We start from the raw sequence: 18,444 nt of genomic DNA on the forward strand, positions 1-18,444 counted from the left end.
ATCCCTTCAGGTTGCGCTTCGAGATTTCGGCCCAAGCTATGGTTCCGGCAAGAGAATTGGCGGCGGCGGGTCTGCTTGCGCCCAGTCGCGCCACCGTCAGCATTCCCGTGGATGGCGCCGCCGGGCCCGCCCATCCAGGGACGACTTCTGCGACAATGATTGCTCAGGTGATTCGTGGCGCAGTCGGGTTCCAGGATTTGTTAATGAGTGATGACGTGTCGACGAGGAGCGCGCTTTCGGGGAGCATTGCCGAGCGGGTTCCGCCCCTGTTCGCAGGCGGCGGCACGACGCTTCGCAGCAACGACATCGCGACATTGGGCCCGTTGATCGCACGGGCAAACACGGCATCCGCATGACCGCAGAAATTCTATCGTTTGAAACCGGCCGGCCCGCAGAGCTTGCCGAGGGTGAGCCGGCGCTGGTGGTGGACGTCGAGGGCTATGAAGGCCCGCTCGACCTGCTGCTCGCATTGGCGCGGCAGCAGAAGGTCGACCTCGCCAAGATCTCGATCCTGGCGCTCGCCGACCAGTATCTCCACTTCATCGAAGCTGCGCGAAAGATCCGGCTCGAACTCGCCGCCGACTACCTCGTGATGGCGGCCTGGCTCGCCTTCCTGAAGTCGCGCCTGCTGCTGCCCGAGCCGCCGAGCGCGGAAGGTCCGAGCGCCGAGCAGATGGCGACTGCGCTCGCCAACCGTCTGCGCCGCCTCGAAGCCATTCGCGAAGCCGCCAACCGGCTGATGAACCGGGCGCAATTGCTGCGCGATGTTTTCCCGCGCGGCGAGCCCGAGCGGATCGCCGAGATCAAGCATCCGAAATACACCGCGACACTGTACGATTTGCTCACGGCCTATGCCTCGCAGCGCCAGTCGCGCGTGCTGGCGAGCGTGCATCTGGCCAAGCGCACGGTGTGGTCGCTGGCCGAAGCGCGCGCCACGCTGGAGCGGCTGGTCGGCAGCATCACCGAGCAGGACGATTGGGGCGTGCTCGACGACTTCCTGATCCGCCACGTCGCCGATCCGACGCAGCGTGCGACCGTGTTCGCATCGAGCTTTGCGGCCGCACTCGAACTCGTGCGTGAAGGTCAGCTCGAGCTGAACCAGAAAGAAGCGTTTGCGCCCATCTATTTCCGCAAAGGGCGTCCGAAACCGGTCGTGGACGCAGCCCCTGCGCCCGATGCGCCGGTCGGTTAAGTGCAAGAAGGAGAAGCTGCCATGGCAAGCCTGGCTGAAGTGCGGGTAGAAGAGGCCGAGCCGATGGAAAACGAATCCCAGGCACGTCCCGAAGAACTGCGGCTGCTGGAAGCGCTGCTGTTTGCCTCGAGCGAGCCGCTGGATACCGCGACGCTGGCCAAACGCATGCCCGAGGGCGTCGACGTGAAGGCGGCGTTGGAGCAGCTCCAGGCCGACTATGCGCTGCGCGGTGTGAACCTCGTGCGGGTCGCCAACAAATGGACGTTCCGTACCGCCGGCGATCTCGCCTGGCTGATGACGCGTGAGAGCACCGAGACCAAGCGCCTGTCCCGTGCGGCGATCGAGGTGCTGGCGATCATCGCCTACCACCAGCCGGTGACGCGTGCCGAGATCGAGGAGATTCGCGGCGTGGTCACCTCGAAAGGCACGCTCGACGTGCTCTTGGAGACCGGCTGGATCAAGCCGCGCGGCCGCCGCAAGACGCCCGGCCGTCCGCTGACGTTCGGAACCACCGAGGACTTCCTGTCGCAGTTCACCCTGGAACAGCTCGGCGACCTGCCGGGCCTGGAGGAGCTGAAGGGCACAGGCTTGCTGGATTCACGCCTGCCGACCGGATTCAGCGTGCCGACGCCGTCGGATGATCCGGCGCTGCGTGAGGACGAAGATCCGCTGGAACCGGGCGAGGAGCTTGATCTGGCGCTGGCGCCTGCGGTCGAGCCCGAGACGCCGCCGGAAGGCAGCAACGAGGGCGGCGAAGAAGGTTGATATTTCGGCCTCTTACCGGCCCCTGCGACCGGTTAACACTAGCAAGATTACGTAGCGCCAACAGCGAATTGGCGCTGCCTTGGTCCTTGTTTTTGAAGCCTGCCAAGCCTACGTTCCGGTCAAGATCGGCCGGATCCCGGCCATGCGCGTTTTGGAGGGTTGCAGGATGGGTTCGCTTAGCATTTGGCACTGGATCTTGGTGATCGCAGTGGTCCTGCTGCTGTTCGGCCGCGGCAAGATTTCGGATCTGATGGGCGACGTCGCGCAGGGCATCAAGGCCTTCAAGAAGGGCATGCAGGACGACGACAAGCCCGCCGAGAAGCAGGAGCCGTCGAAGTCGATCGAGCACAATGCCGCGCCGACCGCGGCGCGATCCGACGTCGGCAGCAAGGCCGTCTGAGCCAGGAAGCACGCGAGACGCGGGAAACGGACCCGATCCTGCGCGTGAGGGATTGGGCCGAGCGTGGCTTCGCGTGAACGGAAGACGTCATGTTCGACATCGGCTGGAGTGAGCTGGTTCTGATCGGGGTCGTGGCCCTGGTCGCCATTGGCCCGAAAGAGCTGCCGGGCGTGCTGCGCATGGTCGGCCAGTGGATGGGCAAGGCCCGCAAGATGGCCGCCGAATTCCAGGGCCAGTTCCAGGAGGCCATGCGCGAGGCCGAAATGGCCGACCTCAAGAAGAGCTTCGACGAGGTCAAGGAAGCCGCCTCCGGCTTCACCAGCGGCGGCCTGATGACCTCGTTGCAGAAGGACGTCAGCGACGCGCTCCGCGTCGATGCACTCGACAAACCGCCCGAGACCGCGGCGACTGCTGCCATCGAGCCGCCGGCAACGCCAACGACACCGGAAGCTCCGACGCCCGATACCTTCGTGGAAGCTGAGGCACATGCGGCGGTGAATGAGCCTCTCGCCATCACGCGTGAGATCGAACCAGCTCCGGTCGCCCAAGAGACCGTCGCACAGGACGCCGCGCCATCCGAGGCGATCAAGGACGCCAAAGCGTCATGAGCGACGACGATATCGAGGCCAGCAAGGCCCCGCTGATGGACCATTTGATCGAGCTGCGCTCGCGGCTGATCAAGGCGCTGCTCGGATTCGGCGTGGCCTTCATCTTCTGCTTCTTCTTCGCCAAGCAGATCTACAACGTGCTGGTCTGGCCGTTCGTGTGGGTCGCAGGCGCCGAAAACTCGAAATTCATCTACACCGCGCTGCTGGAGTATTTCATCACCCAGCTCAAGCTCGCGCTGTTTGGTGCCGGCTTCATCTCGTTCCCGATTGTCGCGACGCAGATCTACAAGTTCGTCGCGCCCGGCCTGTACAAGCACGAGAAGCAGGCCTTCCTGCCGTATCTGATCGCGACACCGTTCTTCTTCGTGCTGGGCGCGGCACTGGTCTATTTCGTCGTGCTGCCGATGCTGGTGCGCTTCTCGCTCGGCATGCAACAGGTGGGCGGCGAGGAAACGGCGCAGATCCAGTTGTTGCCCAAGGTCGGCGAATATCTGTCGTTGATGATGTCGCTGATCTTCGCCTTTGGCATCGCCTTCCAGCTTCCGGTGATCCTCACTTTGCTCGGGCGGATCGGCATCGTCACCTCAAAGATGCTGCGCGAGAAGCGCCGCTATTTCATCGTGCTCGCGTTCATCATTGCGGCCGTCCTGACGCCGCCTGATATCCTGAGCCAGTGCTCGCTCGCGATTCCTCTGCTGGCGCTGTACGAGGGCTCGATCATCTCGGTGTCGATGGTGGAGAAGAAGGCGGCGGCGTCGAAGGCGGCCACCGGGACGGATGTCTCGACGCCGGCCAATCCGGCAGAGTAGGGCACTTTCGCTCTATCATAGCCGCGTAATGCCGATGATTCGTCATGCCCGGGCTTGACCCGGGCATCCACGACTTGATCTAAGGCGGCAGATACGTGGATGGCCGGGATGAACCCGGCCATGACGGGAAAACAGCCATGCACGACATCAAATCGATCCGCGACAACCCGCAAGCCTTCGACGCAGGCCTCGCCCGGCGAGGACTGAAGCCGTTGTCGGCGTCGCTGCTCGCGATCGATGAGCGTCGGCGTGCCGCAATCCTGGCGTCCGAGCAGGCCCAGGCACGCCGCAATGCGGCGTCCAAGGAAATCGGCGACGCCAAGAAGGCGAAGGACGAGGCGCGTGCAGCGAAGTTGATGGCCGAAGTTGCCGAGCTCAAGACCACGATGCCGGAGCTCGAAGCGGCCGCGAAGGCGGCTGACGAGGAGCTGACCAAAGAGCTGTCCGCCATTCCGAATATTCCGTTCGACGAAGTGCCCGATGGTGTCGACGAGCACGGCAACGTCCAGCACCACGTGTTCGGCAATAAGCGCAACTACAGCTTTGCGCCGAAGCTGCACGACGATCTCGGCACCGCGCTCGGCTACATGGATTTCGAGGCGGCTGCAAAACTCTCCGGCGCGCGCTTCGTCGTGCTGAAAAAGGGGCTGGCGCGGCTTGAACGCGCGATCGGCCAATTCATGCTCGACCTGCACACCATTGAGCACGGTTACACCGAGATCAATCCGCCGCTGTTGGTCCGCAACGAGGTGATGTTCGGCACAGGACAGTTGCCGAAATTCGAGGACGATCAGTTCTGGGCGATCAAGGGCGAGCTGCTCGCGTCGCCCGATCATGAGCGGCTGAAGACCGAGCGTCTCGGCCTCATCCCAACCGCGGAAGTGTCGCTCACCAATCTCGCGCGCGAATCCATCCTCGACGAGAAGCAACTGCCGATGCGCCTCACCGCGCTGACGCCGTGCTTCCGCGCCGAGGCGGGCGCGGCGGGACGCGACACCCGCGGCATGATTCGCCAGCATCAGTTCACCAAGGTCGAGCTGGTCTCGATCACGACGCCGGAGGCGAGCCGCGACGAGCTGGAGCGGATGCTGTCCTGCGCCGAGCAGGTGCTACAGAAGCTCGACCTGCATTATCGCGTGATGACGCTCTGCGCAGGAGATATGGGTTTTTCGTCGCAAAAAACCTATGACATCGAAGTGTGGATGCCCGGTCAGGGCGAGGGCGGCATGTTCCGCGAGATCTCGAGCTGCTCGGTGTGCGGTGATTTCCAGGCCCGGCGCATGGATGCGCGCTCGCGCGGTCCGGACGGCAAGCCGCGCTTCGTGCACACGCTGAATGGCTCCGGCACCGCCGTCGGCCGCGCGCTGATCGCTGTGATGGAGACTTACCAGCAGGAGGACGGGTCGATTGCCGTCCCCACCGTGCTCCAGCCCTATATGGGCGGGTTGAAAGTGGTGGCGCGCGAGTAACAAGCCAAAATCAAGCGCGGTGCGGGCCTGAAACGCAGAAACGTTTGGTTGCGAAGTTCGGGTCGCCGGCTATCCTGCCGGTGACCAGCGAATGCGAACCCACCGTCCATGGCCCTGCACCGCGACATCTTCTGGATCGGCCGACAATGGGCGGTGACAGGTGCCGGCATCCAGGCCGTCGATCAGCGCTTGCGGGGTGCGCTGGACATCGACACCGCGCGGCTTTGGGACGACGGTCTCATTCATGACCGCAGAGCGAAGGCCGGGGTCAATGTCGAGGATTTTGACAAGGCGGTGACAGTCGCGCGGGATCGCTTTCCGCAGATGCCGGCAGCGGAACTGCTGATTGCGCAACTGAAGGCGCTCGGCGCGATCGAGGCATCGCCTGCTGCGAGTTGCGTCATGCCGGAAATGCGATTACGAGCCGAAGGCAAGCTCGCGCGCTTCCTGCCGCAATGGCGCGTCCGCCGATAGAGCGCATCACGCGCTTCAGTAGTGCATGGGGCCTGGATAGTTCGGCCGGATCCGGAGGTAAGTGTTCGGGGCAGCGGGTTGCGAGCGATGCCGCGCTGGCACGCAGCCCTGGCGTGTCGCGACCATGCCGCTCCCGCAGTCGCGCGGCCGCTCCCCCGATGGCGATTTGGACGAGGCATCGGTAGCAGGAGGAGTTGCCGCGGTGACGCAGGCGCCGTCGCGCGGACAGCGCTTTGGCACGCATTTGCCGCGTACGAATTCGAGATCATAGACTTGGCCGGACATCGTCACCTGGCCGATGCAGAGACACTCACCCGCAACCGTCGTCTGGCCGCCGAGGCAATTCTCCGCATTGCTCCGCACGCAGGTGCCGCCAAGGTCCGTGTCAGCCGGCATCAACTGGAAGCCGGCCGGACAGGTGCATCGCCCATCGCTCGCCGCGCCGCCATTGCAGGTGATGGTGATCAGCGCGCGCGGCGCGGCAGGAGGTGGTGCCACGTCGGTGATGCAGGCGCCGCCCTCGATATGAGAGTTGGGCGGGCACACCAGCGGCGGCGGTGCCGCGTTGGTCTCGGCCGGAGCGGGAGGTGGGCCCACATCAGGCGCTGCCGGGACTTGCACGGGTGCGATCGGAGCTGACTTGGCGACGCAGATGCCGCCGCGGAACTCTTGCCAGGGAAAGCAGCGTTCCGAATCCTGTGCCCATCCCGTCCCTGGCCCGCAGAGGCCAAGACAGAGCCCGAACAGGATCGCGGCTGAAAAGCGGGTCATTCCATGCCCATTCGCCTGAAAATGCGCAGGAAAAATAAGATGCGGCGTTGCGGCACTGCAATGAGCTAGATCACAGAGGAGACCTGCGGTCTATCGGCCGAATTCACGCGGGCCGCCGGTTTGCCTGATCGGCCGTAGGCGGATAAGACGGCCTGACCCCAGCTTCAGGAATCGACCCCCGGCATGCGCATTCTCTGCACCAATGACGACGGTATCCACGCTCCCGGCCTCGCGGTCGTGGAGGAGATCGCACGCGCGCTGTCCGACGACGTCTGGGTGGTGGCGCCCGAGCTCGATCAGTCCGGCGTGTCGCATTCGCTGTCGCTGAACGATCCCTTGCGCCTGCGCGAAGTCGGGCCGCGGCACTTTGCGGTGCGCGGCACGCCGACCGACTGTGTCATCATGGGCGCACGCCACATCCTCGGCGCCAAGCTGCCCGATGTCGTGCTCTCCGGCGTGAACAAGGGGCGCAACGTTGCCGAGGACGTGGTCTATTCCGGCACCATCGCCGGCGCGCTCGAAGGCACCATCCTGGGCATCCCGTCATTCGCGCTGTCGCAGGAATTCAGCGTCGAGACGCGCGATCGGCCGCAGTGGGACACGGCGCGCAAGTTCGGTCCGGACATTCTGCGCAAGGTGATCAAGGCCGGCATTCCGAAGGACACCGTCATCAACGTCAACTTTCCGTCCTGCACACCGGAGGAGGTGCTCGGTATTCGCGTCACCCGGCAGGGCAAGCGCAATCTCGGATTCCTGCGGATCGACGAGCGCAGGGACGGCCGCAACAATCCCTATTTCTGGATCGGCTTCGAGCGCGCCGCGATGATGGACACGCCGGCGGAAGGCACCGATCTCGCAGCATTGCGCGAGCGTTACGTCTCGGTCACGCCGCTCCGGCTCGACCGTACCAACGAAGCGTTTTCGGAAGAGCTGAGCGCGACGTTGAAGTAACGGTGGTTTGGAAGCAGCGTCTAGCCCCCGCGCAGCGCGGCTTCGAGGGTCTTGCCGAGCGCGTCAAGCTGAAACGGCTTCTGCAGCGAGGGCCGGTCGCGGTATTGCTCGGGCAGACCGGAGGAGCCGTAGCCGGTGGCGAAGACGAAGGGGCGGCCCTTTGCCTTGATGACGTCGGCGACCGGCGAGATGACCTTGCCGTTGACGTTGACGTCGAGGATGGCGATGTCGAACTCGGTGGCTTGGGCCAGCCGCATCGCCTCGGCGATGTCACCCGCTTCAGCCGCGACCCTGCAGCCGAGCTCCTCCAGCATATCCGCGACCATCATTCGGATCATCACCTCGTCCTCGACGAGGAATACAGAGCGGCCGGAAAGCCCTGTCGCGGTCATTGTCGTCGAGTCCTTGCCCATTGCCGAAAACGTTCGCAGATAACACGAATCGACGCAATGCGCGTTTCGGCCAGCTGGCACTTGAAAATGGCCGCGGTGGCCGATCGGTTGCACGCCGATTTATGGTCAAATCCCAAGGCCAGAGGCTATCATGGGTTCCTGAGCTGGAACAAGATTCTGGCTCTGGACATTGGCCAGGAACCATCGATCCGGACCGGATGGGACGACATAAGCAGTGATGACCTCCAATCAGCCGCCGCCGGAAAAGATGATGTTTCAGCTCACGCTGAGGCGTCGCGGCATCAGTGACCAGGCCGTGCTGCGGACCATGGAGGAGGTGCCACGCGAGAAGTTCGTCGAGGCCTCCGATCGCGACGGCGCCTACCGTGACAGCGCGCTGCCGATCGCCTGCGGGCAGACCATCAGCCAGCCCTTCGTCGTCGCTTACATGACCGAGCAGCTGCAGCTCCAGAAGCAGCACCGCGTGCTCGAAATCGGCACAGGCTCCGGTTATCAGGCCGCCGTGCTCTCGAAGCTGGCGCGCGAGGTGCTGACCGTCGAGCGCTACCGCAAGCTTGCCGATGCCGCCCGCGTCAGGCTCGAAATGCTGGACTGTCACAATGTCGAGGTGATGCTTGGCGACGGGCTCAACCTGCCGCCCAATATCGGGCCGTTCGACCGCATCATCGTGACCGCCGCAGTGGAGCGGATTCCGGAGAACCTGATCGAGCGGCTCGAGGTCGGAGGCATCCTGATCGCGCCTGTTGGCCCGCATCAGGGCGTGCAGACGCTGACACGGCTCAGCCGCAGCGACGCCGGGATCGAGCGCCGGGAACTCGTCGAGGTGCGTTTCGTGCCTGCGCTGCCCGGCGTGGCGCGGGAGCTGTAGAACCCCGGATCGGCTGTCCGTCCAACATCTTATTGGGAGGGTTAAGCCGTTATTTACTCGGCGCGTGTTTACTTAAAAGACCAGTTCTGTTGCGTACGAGTGAGTAACCATGTCTGTTGTCGCCGAGTTGCTTTACTCGCGCCGCGTACCGCAGGTCGCGGTGCTGGCGCTGATTTCCTTCGGTTTCGCAGGGTGCAGCGCCGACATGTCGTCGCGCTTGTCCCAGTCGAATTTCTCAAATCCCTTCTCCTCCGAGCAGACCGGCTCGGTCCAGCAGGCTCCGCCGCAGCAGCGCGAGCTGCCGCAATATGCGCGGCCGCAGACCCAGTCCGGCTACTACCAGTCCCAGGCACTGCCGCCGCCGGCAGTTGCCGCGCCGCAGTCCTATCCGGTTGCAGCCGGCGGAGGTGTCTCCGGAGGCGGCCGCGGGCTCGGCTCCTACGCACCGCCCGCTCAGCCGCGTCTGGAAACCACTGGCACCGTGCCGCCGCGCTCAGTCGCAGCCGCCCAGCCTGTCGGCGGGACCAAGATCATCGTCGGCACCAGCGACACGCTCGACGTGCTCGCCAAGCGCTATCACGTCACGCCGCAGGCAATCCTCGCCGCCAACGGCTACAAGGGACCGCGTGCGCTTTCGCCCGGCCAGCAATTGATCATTCCGCATCCGGGTGCCGTGGCTGCCGCGCCTGCGCCGGTCATGGCTGCTCCGGTTGCCGCCGCTCCCGCGATGGCGCCGAAGCCGGTTGCTGCCGTGGCCGCGCCGCCGACCATCCACTTCGTCAATCACGGCGACACGCTCGCCAGCATTGCACGCAAGAACCATATCTCGGCGGCGGAGCTTGCCCATGCCAACGGCCTCGAGCCGTCGGCAAAGCTCAAGCTCGGTACCAAGCTGACCGTGCCGGGCGCCAGGACCGCAGCAGTTGCTGCGCCGCTGGCTCCGGCGCCTGTCGGCGCGGCTCCGGTAGCGGCTGCGCTGCAGCCCGTCGCGGCCGCTCCGGCCCCCGCGACGAAGATGGCCGCGATGGGCCAGCCGGCGCAGAGCGCCCGTCTGGCCCAGGCCACCACCAATATCGAAGAGAAGCCCGCCGCCGAGGCGCCGGCGAAAGCGGCCGAGACCACCAGTTCGCTGCCGACCTTCCGCTGGCCGGTGCGTGGCAAGGTGATCACGAGCTACGGCGCCAAGACCAATGGCAAATCCAATGACGGCATCAACGTCGCGGTGCCCGAGGGAACGCCGGTCAAGGCGGCTGAAGATGGCGTCGTTGCCTATTCCGGCAACGAGCTGAAGGGTTACGGCAATCTGGTCCTGGTTCGGCACTCCAACGGCTACGTCACCGCATATGCCCATGCGAGTGAGCTGTTGGTGAAGCGCGGCGATACCATCAAGCGCGGTCAGGTCATTGCCAAGTCGGGTCAATCCGGGGAGGTGGCGTCGCCGCAGCTCCACTTCGAGATCCGTAAGGGATCGAGCCCGGTTGACCCGCTTCAATTCCTGAACGGGGCGTGAGGCGCGGGGGCCCCGACATCGAACCCTATCGCCACAAGCACAACCGTCATCGCCCGGCTTGACCGGGCGATCCAGTACGCGGCGGCCTCTCGATCGATCACAGCCGTCTCTGGAATACTGGATCGCCCGCCATCGCGGGCGATGAGAGTTGTGGATGGGGCGACGGCTTCAGCTTCCGCTATTTCGTCGTTAGCTTCACGCCGAGCCGGCCCGCCAGCTCCTGCACGAATTGCCAGGCGACGCGGCCCGAGCGCGAGCCGCGCGTGGTCGACCATTCCAGCGCTTCGTGCTCGAGCGCCTCATCGTCGACCTTGATGCCGAAATGGCTGCAATAGCCGCGCACCATGGCGAGATATTCGTCCTGGCTGCAGCGATGGAAGCCGAGCCAGAGGCCGAAGCGATCCGACAGCGAGACCTTTTCCTCGACCGCTTCGCCCGGATTGATCGCAGTCGAACGTTCGTTCTCGATCATGTCGCGCGCGAGCAGATGGCGGCGGTTGGATGTGGCGTAGAGGATGACGTTCTCGGGGCGTCCCTCGATGCCGCCTTCGAGCACGGCCTTGAGCGATTTGTAAGATGCGTCATTGCCGTCGAAGGAGAGGTCGTCGATGAAGACGATGAAGCGGAAGTCGGCGTCGCGGAGCTTCTCCATCAGCATCGGCAGCGTTTCGATGTCCTCGCGGTGGATCTCGATCAGCTTGAGCTTGTCGGCCGGCTTGCGGTCCGCATTGATGCTGGCATGCGCGGCCTTTACCAGCGACGACTTGCCCATGCCGCGCGCGCCCCAGAGCAGGGCGTTGTTGGCGGGTAATCCGTTGGCAAAGCGCTCGGTGTTCTCCATCAGGATGTCGCGCATCCGGTCGACGCCTTTGAGCAAGAACAACTCGACGCGGCTGACCCGTGGCACTGCCGCCAGGCGACCGTCGGGGTGCCAGACATAGGCGTCCGCACGGTCGAACGACTCGCGCTCGGCCGTCGGCTTGCCCTGGGCTGCCAGGTGCGCCGCGATGGTCTCCAGCGCGCGGACGATGCGCTCCTGCGACAGGTCCGGGGCGGCGCTGGAAGCGACCCTCGGGGCCGCCTTTTGGACCGCCTTGGGGCGTTTTGCCGCGACCTCGGCGGGCTTCAAAGCAGGGGTACGGGGGCCTTTGCCGGCCGGGCTTTTGGTTGGTTTTTTGGGCATGTCCGAAGTTCCTGAGAATGCAGCCTTATCGGGCCTGACGGCGCGCCGCAAGGTGGCCAAAAGGGCGGTCTGGCAGCGTTGCAATTGGGGCGGTGGTCGCTATAGTCCGCGCGAATTTGACCGAGCCGGTCGCCGCCATGGCCTGACCGGCTTCCCCCGTTTCCACGAGGATCGTCCGAATGCTGATTACCCCTGCGTATGCCCAGGCCGCGGGCGCCGGCGACACCAACAGTATGTTGATGTCGCTGCTGCCGTTCGCCCTGATCTTCGTGATCATGTACTTCCTGATTCTGCGTCCGCAGCAGAAAAAGGTGAAGGACCACGCCGAGCTCGTGAAGAACATTCGCCGCGGCGACACCGTCGTGACCTCGGGCGGCCTCGTCGGCAAGGTGACCAAGGTGGTCGACGACGACCAGATCGAGTTCGAAATTTCCGACGGCGTCCGCGTGCGCCAGATGCGCTCGATGATCTCGGGCGTTCGTGCCAAGGGCGAGCCGGCCAAGGACAGCGCGAAAGATAACGCCAAGGACGACGCCGCGGCGAAGTGAGCGCTTCCGCGAGCATCCCAAATCTCCTGATCTGACAGGTCCAGTCGATGTTGTATTTCACGCGGTGGAAGGCGCTCGGGATCATCCTGACGGCGCTGATCGTGTGCCTCTGCGCGGTCCCGAACTTCTTCCCCGAGGCCCAGGTGAAGACCTGGCCCGCCTGGGCGCAGCGCCGGCTCGTGCTCGGCCTCGACCTTCAGGGCGGCTCCTCCCTGCAGCTCGAGGTCGATTCCAACTATGTGAAGAAGGAAAAGCTCGACCAGACCCGCGACGACGTTCGTCGCGTGCTGCGCGAGGCCAAGATCGTTTACACGGGTCTCGTCACGAAGGGCGATGCCGTCGAGGTGCGCGTCAAGGACGCGGACGTCCAGTCGACGCTTGCCAAGTTGCGCGAGCTTGCGCAGCCGATTGGCGGCCTTTTAGGGTCCAGCGGCCAGCGCGACCTCGAGGTCACCGATGCCGGTGGCGGATTGATCCGCCTGACGCTGTCGGAGCCGGCGATGATCGAGCGCATGCGCAAGACCATCGAGCAATCGATCCAGATCGTCGAGAAGCGCGTCAACGAACTCGGGACCGTCGAGCCTATCATCCAGCGACAGGGTAACGACCGCATCCTCGTGCAGGTGCCCGGCCTTCAAGACCCGACGCATCTGAAAGAGCTGCTCGGCCAGACCGCAAAGATGGAATTCCGCATGGTCGACACGACCGTGTCGCCGGACCAGGCGCAGCAGGGCAGGTTACCGCCGGATGCCGAGCTGCTGATGAGCGCGTCGCCGCCTCCGACGCCTTATGTGGTCAAAAAGCAGGTCTTGGTCGCCGGCGGCGATTTGGTCGATGCTCAGACGACTTTCGACCAGCGCACGAGTGAGCCGGTCGTCAGCTTCAAGTTCAATACGTCGGGCGCGCGCAAGTTCGCGCAGGCCACGCAAGAGAATGTCGGACTGCCCTTCGCGATCGTGCTCGACAACAAGGTGATCTCTGCGCCCCGCATCAACGAGCCGATCACGGGCGGGCAGGGGCAGATCTCGGGCAGCTTCACGGTTCAGTCCGCTAACGATCTTGCGATCCTGATGCGTGCCGGTGCGCTGCCGGCACCGCTCACGGTGGTCGAGGAACGTACCGTCGGCCCGGGCCTCGGTCAGGATTCGATCGAGAAGGGCGAGCTTGCGGCCTATGTCGGCTCGATCCTGGTCGTCGTGTTCATGCTGTTGACCTACCGGCTGTTCGGCGTGTTCGCCAACATCGCCGTCTGCATCAACGTCGCCATGATCTTCGGCCTGTTGTCGCTGCTCAGCGCCACGCTGACCCTGCCCGGCATCGCCGGCATCGTGCTCACGGTCGGCATCGCGGTCGACTCCAACGTGCTGATCTATGAGCGCATCCGCGAGGAATTGCGCGGCGGGAGAACCCCGATCTCGGCGATCGACGCAGGCTTCAAGCGCGCGCTTGCGACCATTCTCGATTCCAATATCACGACCTTCATTGCCGCTGCCGTGCTGTTCATGATCGGCACCGGACCGGTGCGCGGTTTCGCTGTAACGCTCGGTATCGGCATCATCACCACGGTGTTCACCGCCTTCACCATGACGCGTCTGATCGTGGCGTGGTGGGTGCAGTGGAAGCGGCCGAAGACCGTGCCGATTTGACAATTCGAGGCCGGCTGTGACCACTACTCAACTCGTTCTCATCTCTCTCGGCGTCCTCATTGCCGTGCTGACCGTGGTCAGCGTGCTCGGCCTCGTGCCGTCGCTGCGCATCGTGCCCGACGACACGCATTTCGACTTCACGCGCTTCCGCCGCATCAGCTTCCCGATCTCGGCGGCGCTGTCGATCGTTGCCATCACGTTGTTCTTCACCCACGGCCTGAATTTCGGCATCGACTTCAAGGGCGGCACCCTGATGGAGGTGCGGGCCAAGTCCGGCACGGCGGACCTCGCGCAGATGCGCACGACCCTCGGCACCCTCGGCCTTGGTGAAGTCCAGCTTCAGCAATTCGGCGGCCCTGCCGACGTGCTGCTTCGGGTGGCCGAGCAGCCGGGCGGCGACAAGGCGCAGCAGGCAGCAGTGGACAAGGTTCGCGGCGCCCTCGGCGAGTCCGTGGAGTATCGCCGCGTCGAGGTAGTGGGCCCGCGCGTCTCCGGCGAGTTGCTGGGTTGGGGCATGGCCGGCCTGATGCTGGCGATCGGCGCGATCCTGATCTATCTCTGGTTCCGGTTCGAATGGCAGTTCGCGCTCGGCGCCATGATCGCCAACGTGCACGACATCGTGCTGACCATCGGCTTCATGTCGATCAGCCAGGTCGATTTCGACCTGACCAGCATCGCGGCGCTTCTGACCATTCTGGGCTATTCGCTCAACGACACCGTCGTCATCTACGACCGCATCCGGGAAATGCTGCGGCGCTACAAGAAGATGCCGATGCCGCAGCTGCTCAACGAGTCCATCAACTCGACGCTGTCGCGCTCGATCATCACGCACTTTACGGTGACGCTGGCGCTGCTCGCGCTGCTGCTGTTCGGCGGCCATGCGATCCACAGCTTCACGGCCGTCATGATGTTCGGCGTGGTGCTGGTCGGCACCTATACCTCGATCTTCATCGCAGCCCCGATCCTGATCTATCTCGGCGTCGGCGAGCATCGTGAAGATGCGAAGGAAGAGGCTGCGCCGGCAAAGAAAAGCAAGGCATGATCCGAACCGCGTGCCCTCGCATGCGTTTGCGGGGGTAGGTATCTCATTCGGGCGAAGCTCATGGCCGGCGATCCCAACGCTCCCCATTTCCCGCGCTCGGCGCCGATCGAGGCCTATGGCAAGGGAGGCTTTGCTTTCGCCGGCATGTCGCACCGCGGCTCGCTGCTGTGTCTGCCCGACGCGATCTGGGCCTGGGACGTGACTGATCCCGCCAGGATCGACCGTTATTCGCTGGACCGGGTTTTTGCGGCTGCCAACAGCATCGACACGCTGCTGGTCGGTACCGGAACCGGCGTATGGCTGCCGCCGCCGGAGCTGCGCCAGGCCTTGAAGGCGGTGAGGGTGGTGCTGGACACGATGCAGACCGGCCCGGCCGTGCGCACCTACAACATCATGATCGGCGAACGGCGCCGCGTCGCGGCTGCGCTGATCGCCGTGCCATGAGCAGCGCTGCGACGCCGCCCGACACCGTGACATTCTGCGCCGATCTCGTGCGCAGCCACGACTTTCCGCGCTACGCCGCGACATTGTTTGCGCCCGCCGCCGAGCGCCGTGCGCTGCTGGCGCTCTACGCGTTCAATGTCGAGATCGTCCGCGTTCGCGATCAGGTGAGCCAGCCCTTGCCCGGCGAGATCCGCTTCCAATGGTGGACCGATCTGTTCTCGGGCCTCGTCCACGGCAGCGCCGAGGGCAATCCGGTGGCAGCAGAGCTGTTGCGCGCGATCCGCGATTTTGACCTGCCCGTCGAGCCGTTGTCGCTGCTCGTCGACGAGCATCAGTTCGATCTCTACAACGACCCGATGCCGACCATGACGGCGCTGGAAGGCTATCTTGCCGCGACCTCTTCGGCCCTGTTCGCGCTCGCGGCGCGCATCATGGGCGAAGCGTCGCACACGGCCGAGCATCTGGCGCGGCATGCTGGGCTGGCGTCAGGAATCGCGCAGATGATCGCGAACCTGCCGCGGGATGCGTCGCATCGGCAATTGTTTCTGCCGCAGCAATTCCTGACCAGCCATGGCTGCGCCATGGAGGACGTGTTCGCAGGCAAGGCGACGCCCGGTCTCCATGCCGTGCTGGACCAGCTGATCGGCGACGCGCGCCAGCATCTGGTGACGGCCTCGTCGCTGCTGGCGCAGGTGCCGCGACCGGCTCGGGCCGCTTTCCTGCCACTGTGCCAGGCGCGGGCCGATCTCGATCGCCTGTCCCGGCCGGGGCGCAATCCCTTCGCAGTCCAGCCGGGCTCGCGGCTACGCACGCTATGGACGCTATGGCGGGCCTCACGATCCCGGGAATTTACCAAATAGCGGTTGGCTTATCGCGGCGGTCTGCCAAATGCTCTATGCTGTCCCATGGCCGAGACGTCCCAAACCGCATCCCCCAATCTGAGCGGCTTTCCGGTCGCACCCAGCGATATCAGCGCTGCCGCCGAGACCATCCGGGGCGCCGTCGTCGAGACGCCCTGCAGTTACAGCCGGACGCTGAGCAGGATCTGCGGCTGCGACCTCTGGCTCAAATTCGAAAACCTCCAGTTCACCTCCTCGTTCAAGGAGCGTGGTGCGCTGAACAGGCTTACCGCGCTGACGCGGGACGAGCGTGCGCGCGGCGTCGTCGCGATGTCCGCGGGCAACCACGCGCAGGGCGTCGCCTATCATGCCAAGCGGCTCGGCATTCCCGCCACGATCGTCATGCCCGTAGGCACGCCGATGGTGAAGGTGGAAAACACCCGGCACCACGGCGCCGAAGTGGTGGTAATAGGCGCGACGCTGGAGGAGGCGGCTGCGTTTGCGCGCAGCCATGGCGAAGCCCGCGGCATGATCTTCGTCCATCCGTACGATGATCCGCTCGTCATCGCCGGGCAGGGCACGGTCGGTCTGGAAATCCTCAAGGCGGTTCCGGAGCTCGATACGCTGGTCGTTCCGATCGGCGGTGGCGGCCTGATCAGCGGCATTGCCATTGCGGCGAAGTCGATCAAGCCCTCGTTGCGGATCCTCGGCGTTGAAGCCTGGCTTTATCCCTCGATGTACAACGCCGTCCATGGCGGCAATCTGCCAGCGCGCGGCGATACGCTCGCCGAGGGGATTGCGGTCAAATCGCCGGGCAAGATCACCACCGAAATCGTCCGCAGCCTCGTCGACGACATCGCGCTCGTGAACGAAGCCGAACTCGAGCGCGCGGTCGCAACCCTGATCTCGATCGAGAAGACGGTCGTCGAGGGCGCCGGCGCTGCCGGCCTTGCCGCGATCATGTCCGATCCGACCCGCTTTGCGGGCGAGAAGGTTGGCCTGGTCCTGAGCGGCGGCAACATCGACACGCGGCTGATCGCCTCGGTGCTGACGCGCGAGCTGGCGCGCGAGGGGCGGCTGACGCAGCTATCGCTCGATATTCCCGACAGGCCCGGGCAACTCGCTGCCGTTGCTTCGTTGCTGGCCGAGGCCGGCGCAAACATCATTGAGGTTTCGCATCAGCGGACCTTCTCGGACCTGCCGGCCAAGGCGACGCTGCTCCAGCTCGTCATCGAGACCCGCGACAGCGCCCATCTCGACGAGGTCATGGCCAGGCTCGGCGCATCAGGACTCAGCGCGCGCTGCACCTGACCGGGGTGCTTTTCTATCGCGGCGCCAGGCTCGCGACGTGGCCGATCAGCCGGTCGATCTCCGCTTCCGTGTTGTAATAATGCGGTGATGCCCGCACGACATGCGGCAACGCGCGCAGTTCGGCATCGATGCGCGTGCTCGACGGGTCTGAAGCACCGATGGTGATGCCGGCTGCCGCGGCACTGGCGACGACAGCGTCCGCCTCGTATCCGTCCAGCGTAAAGCTGACGATGGCGCCCGGTGCGCGTCCGAGGTCGCGAATGTTGATGCCAGGAAGGGCCGCGAGGCCGCCGCGAAGACGGCCGGCAAGCACGCGGCAACGTTGTTCGATCGGGGCGATGCCGATCTCCAGGGCGTAATCGACAGCCGCGCCAAGGCCAAGCCGTGCCGCGTAGTTGTTTTCCCAGGTCTCGAACCGACGGGCATCGTCGCGAAGCCGATATTCATCGCGTGAGACCCAGGGCGCCGCGAAGTGATCGATCATAGGTGGCTCAAGCGTCTTCAGCAACTCGCGGCGGACGTAGAGAAAGCCGGTGCCGCGCGGGCCGCGCAGGAATTTGCGCCCCGTGGCCGACAGCATGTCACAGCCGATCGCCTCGACGTCGACCTGCATCTGGCCGATCGCCTGGCAGGCATCGAGCAAATATGGAATGCCGTGCGCCCGCGCGATCCGGCCGACAGAAGCGGCGGGATTTATGAGCCCGCCATTGGTTGGGACCCAGGTGATCGCGATCAGCTTGACGCGCTCGTCCATCATGTATTCGAGCGCGTCGGTGTCGAGCTCACCGCTGGCATCGCTGGGTACGATGTCGATGACCGCGCCCGTCCGTTTGGCGACCTGAAGGAACGCGACATAGTTGGCGGCGTATTCGGCCTCGGCGGTCAGGATCCGGTCGCCGGCGCGAAACGGCAGCGCGTAGAATGCCATCTGCCAGGCGACAGTCGCGTTCTCGACGAGCGCGATCTCGTCAGGCGCGCCATTGAGCAAGCGTGCGACCGAGCCGTAGACCGCCTCGAGCCGGTCGGACTCGCGGTCGGCGGCGGCATAGCCGCCGATCTCGCTCTCGAGATCGATATGCTGCTTCATCGCCGCGACAACGGGCGTGGGCATCAGCGCTGCGCCTGCATTGTGGAGATAAGTGATGCGGGATGTGGCCGGCGTGTCGGCACGGATTTGGTCGATGTCGATCAAGCGTATCTC

20 protein-coding genes and 1 pseudogene are annotated in these 18,444 nt (G+C 64.7%); 17 read left to right on the forward strand and 4 right to left on the reverse strand.

Annotation, left to right across the window (positions count from 1 at the left end):
* Positions 1–107 precede the first annotated feature (107 nt).
* From JQ621_RS01340 to JQ621_RS01375, 8 genes and pseudogenes are all read left to right on the forward strand, one after another.
* Positions 108–281 (forward strand): annotated as a pseudogene (locus JQ621_RS01340) (beta-hexosaminidase); the annotation flags it as partial.
* A gap of 71 nt (positions 282–352) precedes the next feature.
* Positions 353–1,192, forward strand: coding sequence for a segregation and condensation protein A (locus tag JQ621_RS01345; protein ID WP_212232625.1), 840 nt, complete (start codon positions 353–355; stop codon positions 1,190–1,192).
* Positions 1,193–1,213: 21 nt separating this feature from the next.
* A complete protein-coding gene (gene scpB / locus JQ621_RS01350; RefSeq protein ID WP_212232626.1) occupies positions 1,214–1,957 on the forward strand; it encodes an SMC-Scp complex subunit ScpB in 744 nt (247 codons plus the stop codon).
* 166 nt (positions 1,958–2,123) lie between these two features.
* A complete protein-coding gene (locus JQ621_RS01355) occupies positions 2,124–2,357 on the forward strand; it encodes a twin-arginine translocase TatA/TatE family subunit (RefSeq protein ID WP_027529733.1) in 234 nt (77 codons plus the stop codon).
* An 89-nt stretch (positions 2,358–2,446) separates the two neighbouring features.
* The gene (gene tatB / locus JQ621_RS01360; RefSeq protein ID WP_212232627.1) at positions 2,447–2,965 is read left to right on the forward strand and encodes a Sec-independent protein translocase protein TatB; all 519 of its coding nucleotides are present in this window, start codon (positions 2,447–2,449) and stop codon (positions 2,963–2,965) included.
* A complete protein-coding gene (tatC, locus tag JQ621_RS01365) occupies positions 2,962–3,774 on the forward strand; it encodes a twin-arginine translocase subunit TatC (protein ID WP_212232628.1) in 813 nt (270 codons plus the stop codon). The genes tatB and tatC overlap by 4 nt, the downstream gene beginning before the upstream one ends.
* A gap of 137 nt (positions 3,775–3,911) precedes the next feature.
* Positions 3,912–5,243 carry a serine--tRNA ligase gene (gene serS, locus JQ621_RS01370; protein ID WP_212232629.1) on the forward strand — a complete coding sequence of 444 codons (1,332 nt, stop codon included), beginning with the start codon at positions 3,912–3,914 and terminating at the stop codon, positions 5,241–5,243.
* Positions 5,244–5,351: 108 nt separating this feature from the next.
* The gene (locus JQ621_RS01375; protein ID WP_212232630.1) at positions 5,352–5,717 is read left to right on the forward strand and encodes a hypothetical protein; all 366 of its coding nucleotides are present in this window, start codon (positions 5,352–5,354) and stop codon (positions 5,715–5,717) included.
* A gap of 15 nt (positions 5,718–5,732) precedes the next feature.
* Here JQ621_RS01375 and JQ621_RS01380 read toward each other — a convergent pair whose 3' ends face one another.
* Positions 5,733–6,488 (reverse strand): hypothetical protein, encoded by a 756-nt coding sequence (locus tag JQ621_RS01380; protein WP_212232631.1) that lies wholly within the window; start codon positions 6,486–6,488, stop codon positions 5,733–5,735.
* Between the two features lie 183 nt (positions 6,489–6,671).
* Here JQ621_RS01380 and surE point away from each other — a divergent pair, with 183 nt between their 5' ends.
* Positions 6,672–7,439 carry a 5'/3'-nucleotidase SurE gene (gene surE, locus JQ621_RS01385; RefSeq protein WP_212232632.1) on the forward strand — a complete coding sequence of 256 codons (768 nt, stop codon included), beginning with the start codon at positions 6,672–6,674 and terminating at the stop codon, positions 7,437–7,439.
* Between the two features lie 20 nt (positions 7,440–7,459).
* On the opposite strand, the gene JQ621_RS01390 is transcribed toward surE, so the two are convergent.
* Positions 7,460–7,831 carry a response regulator gene (locus JQ621_RS01390; protein ID WP_212232633.1) on the reverse strand — a complete coding sequence of 124 codons (372 nt, stop codon included), beginning with the start codon at positions 7,829–7,831 and terminating at the stop codon, positions 7,460–7,462.
* A 238-nt stretch (positions 7,832–8,069) separates the two neighbouring features.
* Here JQ621_RS01390 and JQ621_RS01395 point away from each other — a divergent pair, with 238 nt between their 5' ends.
* Both JQ621_RS01395 and JQ621_RS01400 read left to right on the forward strand, forming a co-directional pair.
* Positions 8,070–8,720 (forward strand): protein-L-isoaspartate(D-aspartate) O-methyltransferase, encoded by a 651-nt coding sequence (locus JQ621_RS01395; RefSeq protein WP_212232634.1) that lies wholly within the window; start codon positions 8,070–8,072, stop codon positions 8,718–8,720.
* Positions 8,721–8,829: 109 nt separating this feature from the next.
* A complete protein-coding gene (locus JQ621_RS01400; RefSeq protein WP_212232635.1) occupies positions 8,830–10,230 on the forward strand; it encodes a LysM peptidoglycan-binding domain-containing M23 family metallopeptidase in 1,401 nt (466 codons plus the stop codon).
* A 178-nt stretch (positions 10,231–10,408) separates the two neighbouring features.
* Here JQ621_RS01400 and JQ621_RS01405 read toward each other — a convergent pair whose 3' ends face one another.
* Positions 10,409–11,413 (reverse strand): ATP-binding protein, encoded by a 1,005-nt coding sequence (locus JQ621_RS01405; protein ID WP_212232636.1) that lies wholly within the window; start codon positions 11,411–11,413, stop codon positions 10,409–10,411.
* Positions 11,414–11,592: 179 nt separating this feature from the next.
* On the opposite strand from JQ621_RS01405, the gene yajC reads away from it, so the two are divergent.
* From yajC to JQ621_RS01435, 6 genes are read left to right on the forward strand one after another with little or no spacing between them, the layout of a single operon-like run.
* Positions 11,593–11,961 carry a preprotein translocase subunit YajC gene (gene yajC / locus JQ621_RS01410; protein ID WP_212232637.1) on the forward strand — a complete coding sequence of 123 codons (369 nt, stop codon included), beginning with the start codon at positions 11,593–11,595 and terminating at the stop codon, positions 11,959–11,961.
* 47 nt (positions 11,962–12,008) lie between these two features.
* The gene (gene secD / locus JQ621_RS01415; protein ID WP_212232638.1) at positions 12,009–13,607 is read left to right on the forward strand and encodes a protein translocase subunit SecD; all 1,599 of its coding nucleotides are present in this window, start codon (positions 12,009–12,011) and stop codon (positions 13,605–13,607) included.
* A gap of 16 nt (positions 13,608–13,623) precedes the next feature.
* Entirely contained in the window at positions 13,624–14,649 is a 1,026-nt protein-coding gene (gene secF, locus JQ621_RS01420; RefSeq protein ID WP_212232639.1) for a protein translocase subunit SecF, read from the forward strand.
* A gap of 60 nt (positions 14,650–14,709) precedes the next feature.
* Positions 14,710–15,093 (forward strand): Mth938-like domain-containing protein, encoded by a 384-nt coding sequence (locus tag JQ621_RS01425; RefSeq protein ID WP_148753782.1) that lies wholly within the window; start codon positions 14,710–14,712, stop codon positions 15,091–15,093.
* Complete coding sequence (locus JQ621_RS01430) at positions 15,090–15,953, forward strand: phytoene/squalene synthase family protein (RefSeq protein WP_212232640.1); 864 nt, start codon at positions 15,090–15,092, stop codon at positions 15,951–15,953. The genes JQ621_RS01425 and JQ621_RS01430 overlap by 4 nt, the downstream gene beginning before the upstream one ends.
* A 45-nt stretch (positions 15,954–15,998) precedes the next feature.
* Complete coding sequence (locus JQ621_RS01435) at positions 15,999–17,243, forward strand: threonine ammonia-lyase (protein ID WP_212232641.1); 1,245 nt, start codon at positions 15,999–16,001, stop codon at positions 17,241–17,243.
* A gap of 13 nt (positions 17,244–17,256) precedes the next feature.
* On the opposite strand, the gene JQ621_RS01440 is transcribed toward JQ621_RS01435, so the two are convergent.
* Positions 17,257–18,435 carry an aminotransferase class V-fold PLP-dependent enzyme gene (locus tag JQ621_RS01440; RefSeq protein WP_212232642.1) on the reverse strand — a complete coding sequence of 393 codons (1,179 nt, stop codon included), beginning with the start codon at positions 18,433–18,435 and terminating at the stop codon, positions 17,257–17,259.
* Positions 18,436–18,444: the final 9 nt, after the last annotated feature.

Source organism: Bradyrhizobium manausense (genome assembly GCF_018129685.1).
GTDB lineage: Bacteria > Pseudomonadota > Alphaproteobacteria > Rhizobiales > Xanthobacteraceae > Bradyrhizobium > Bradyrhizobium manausense_D.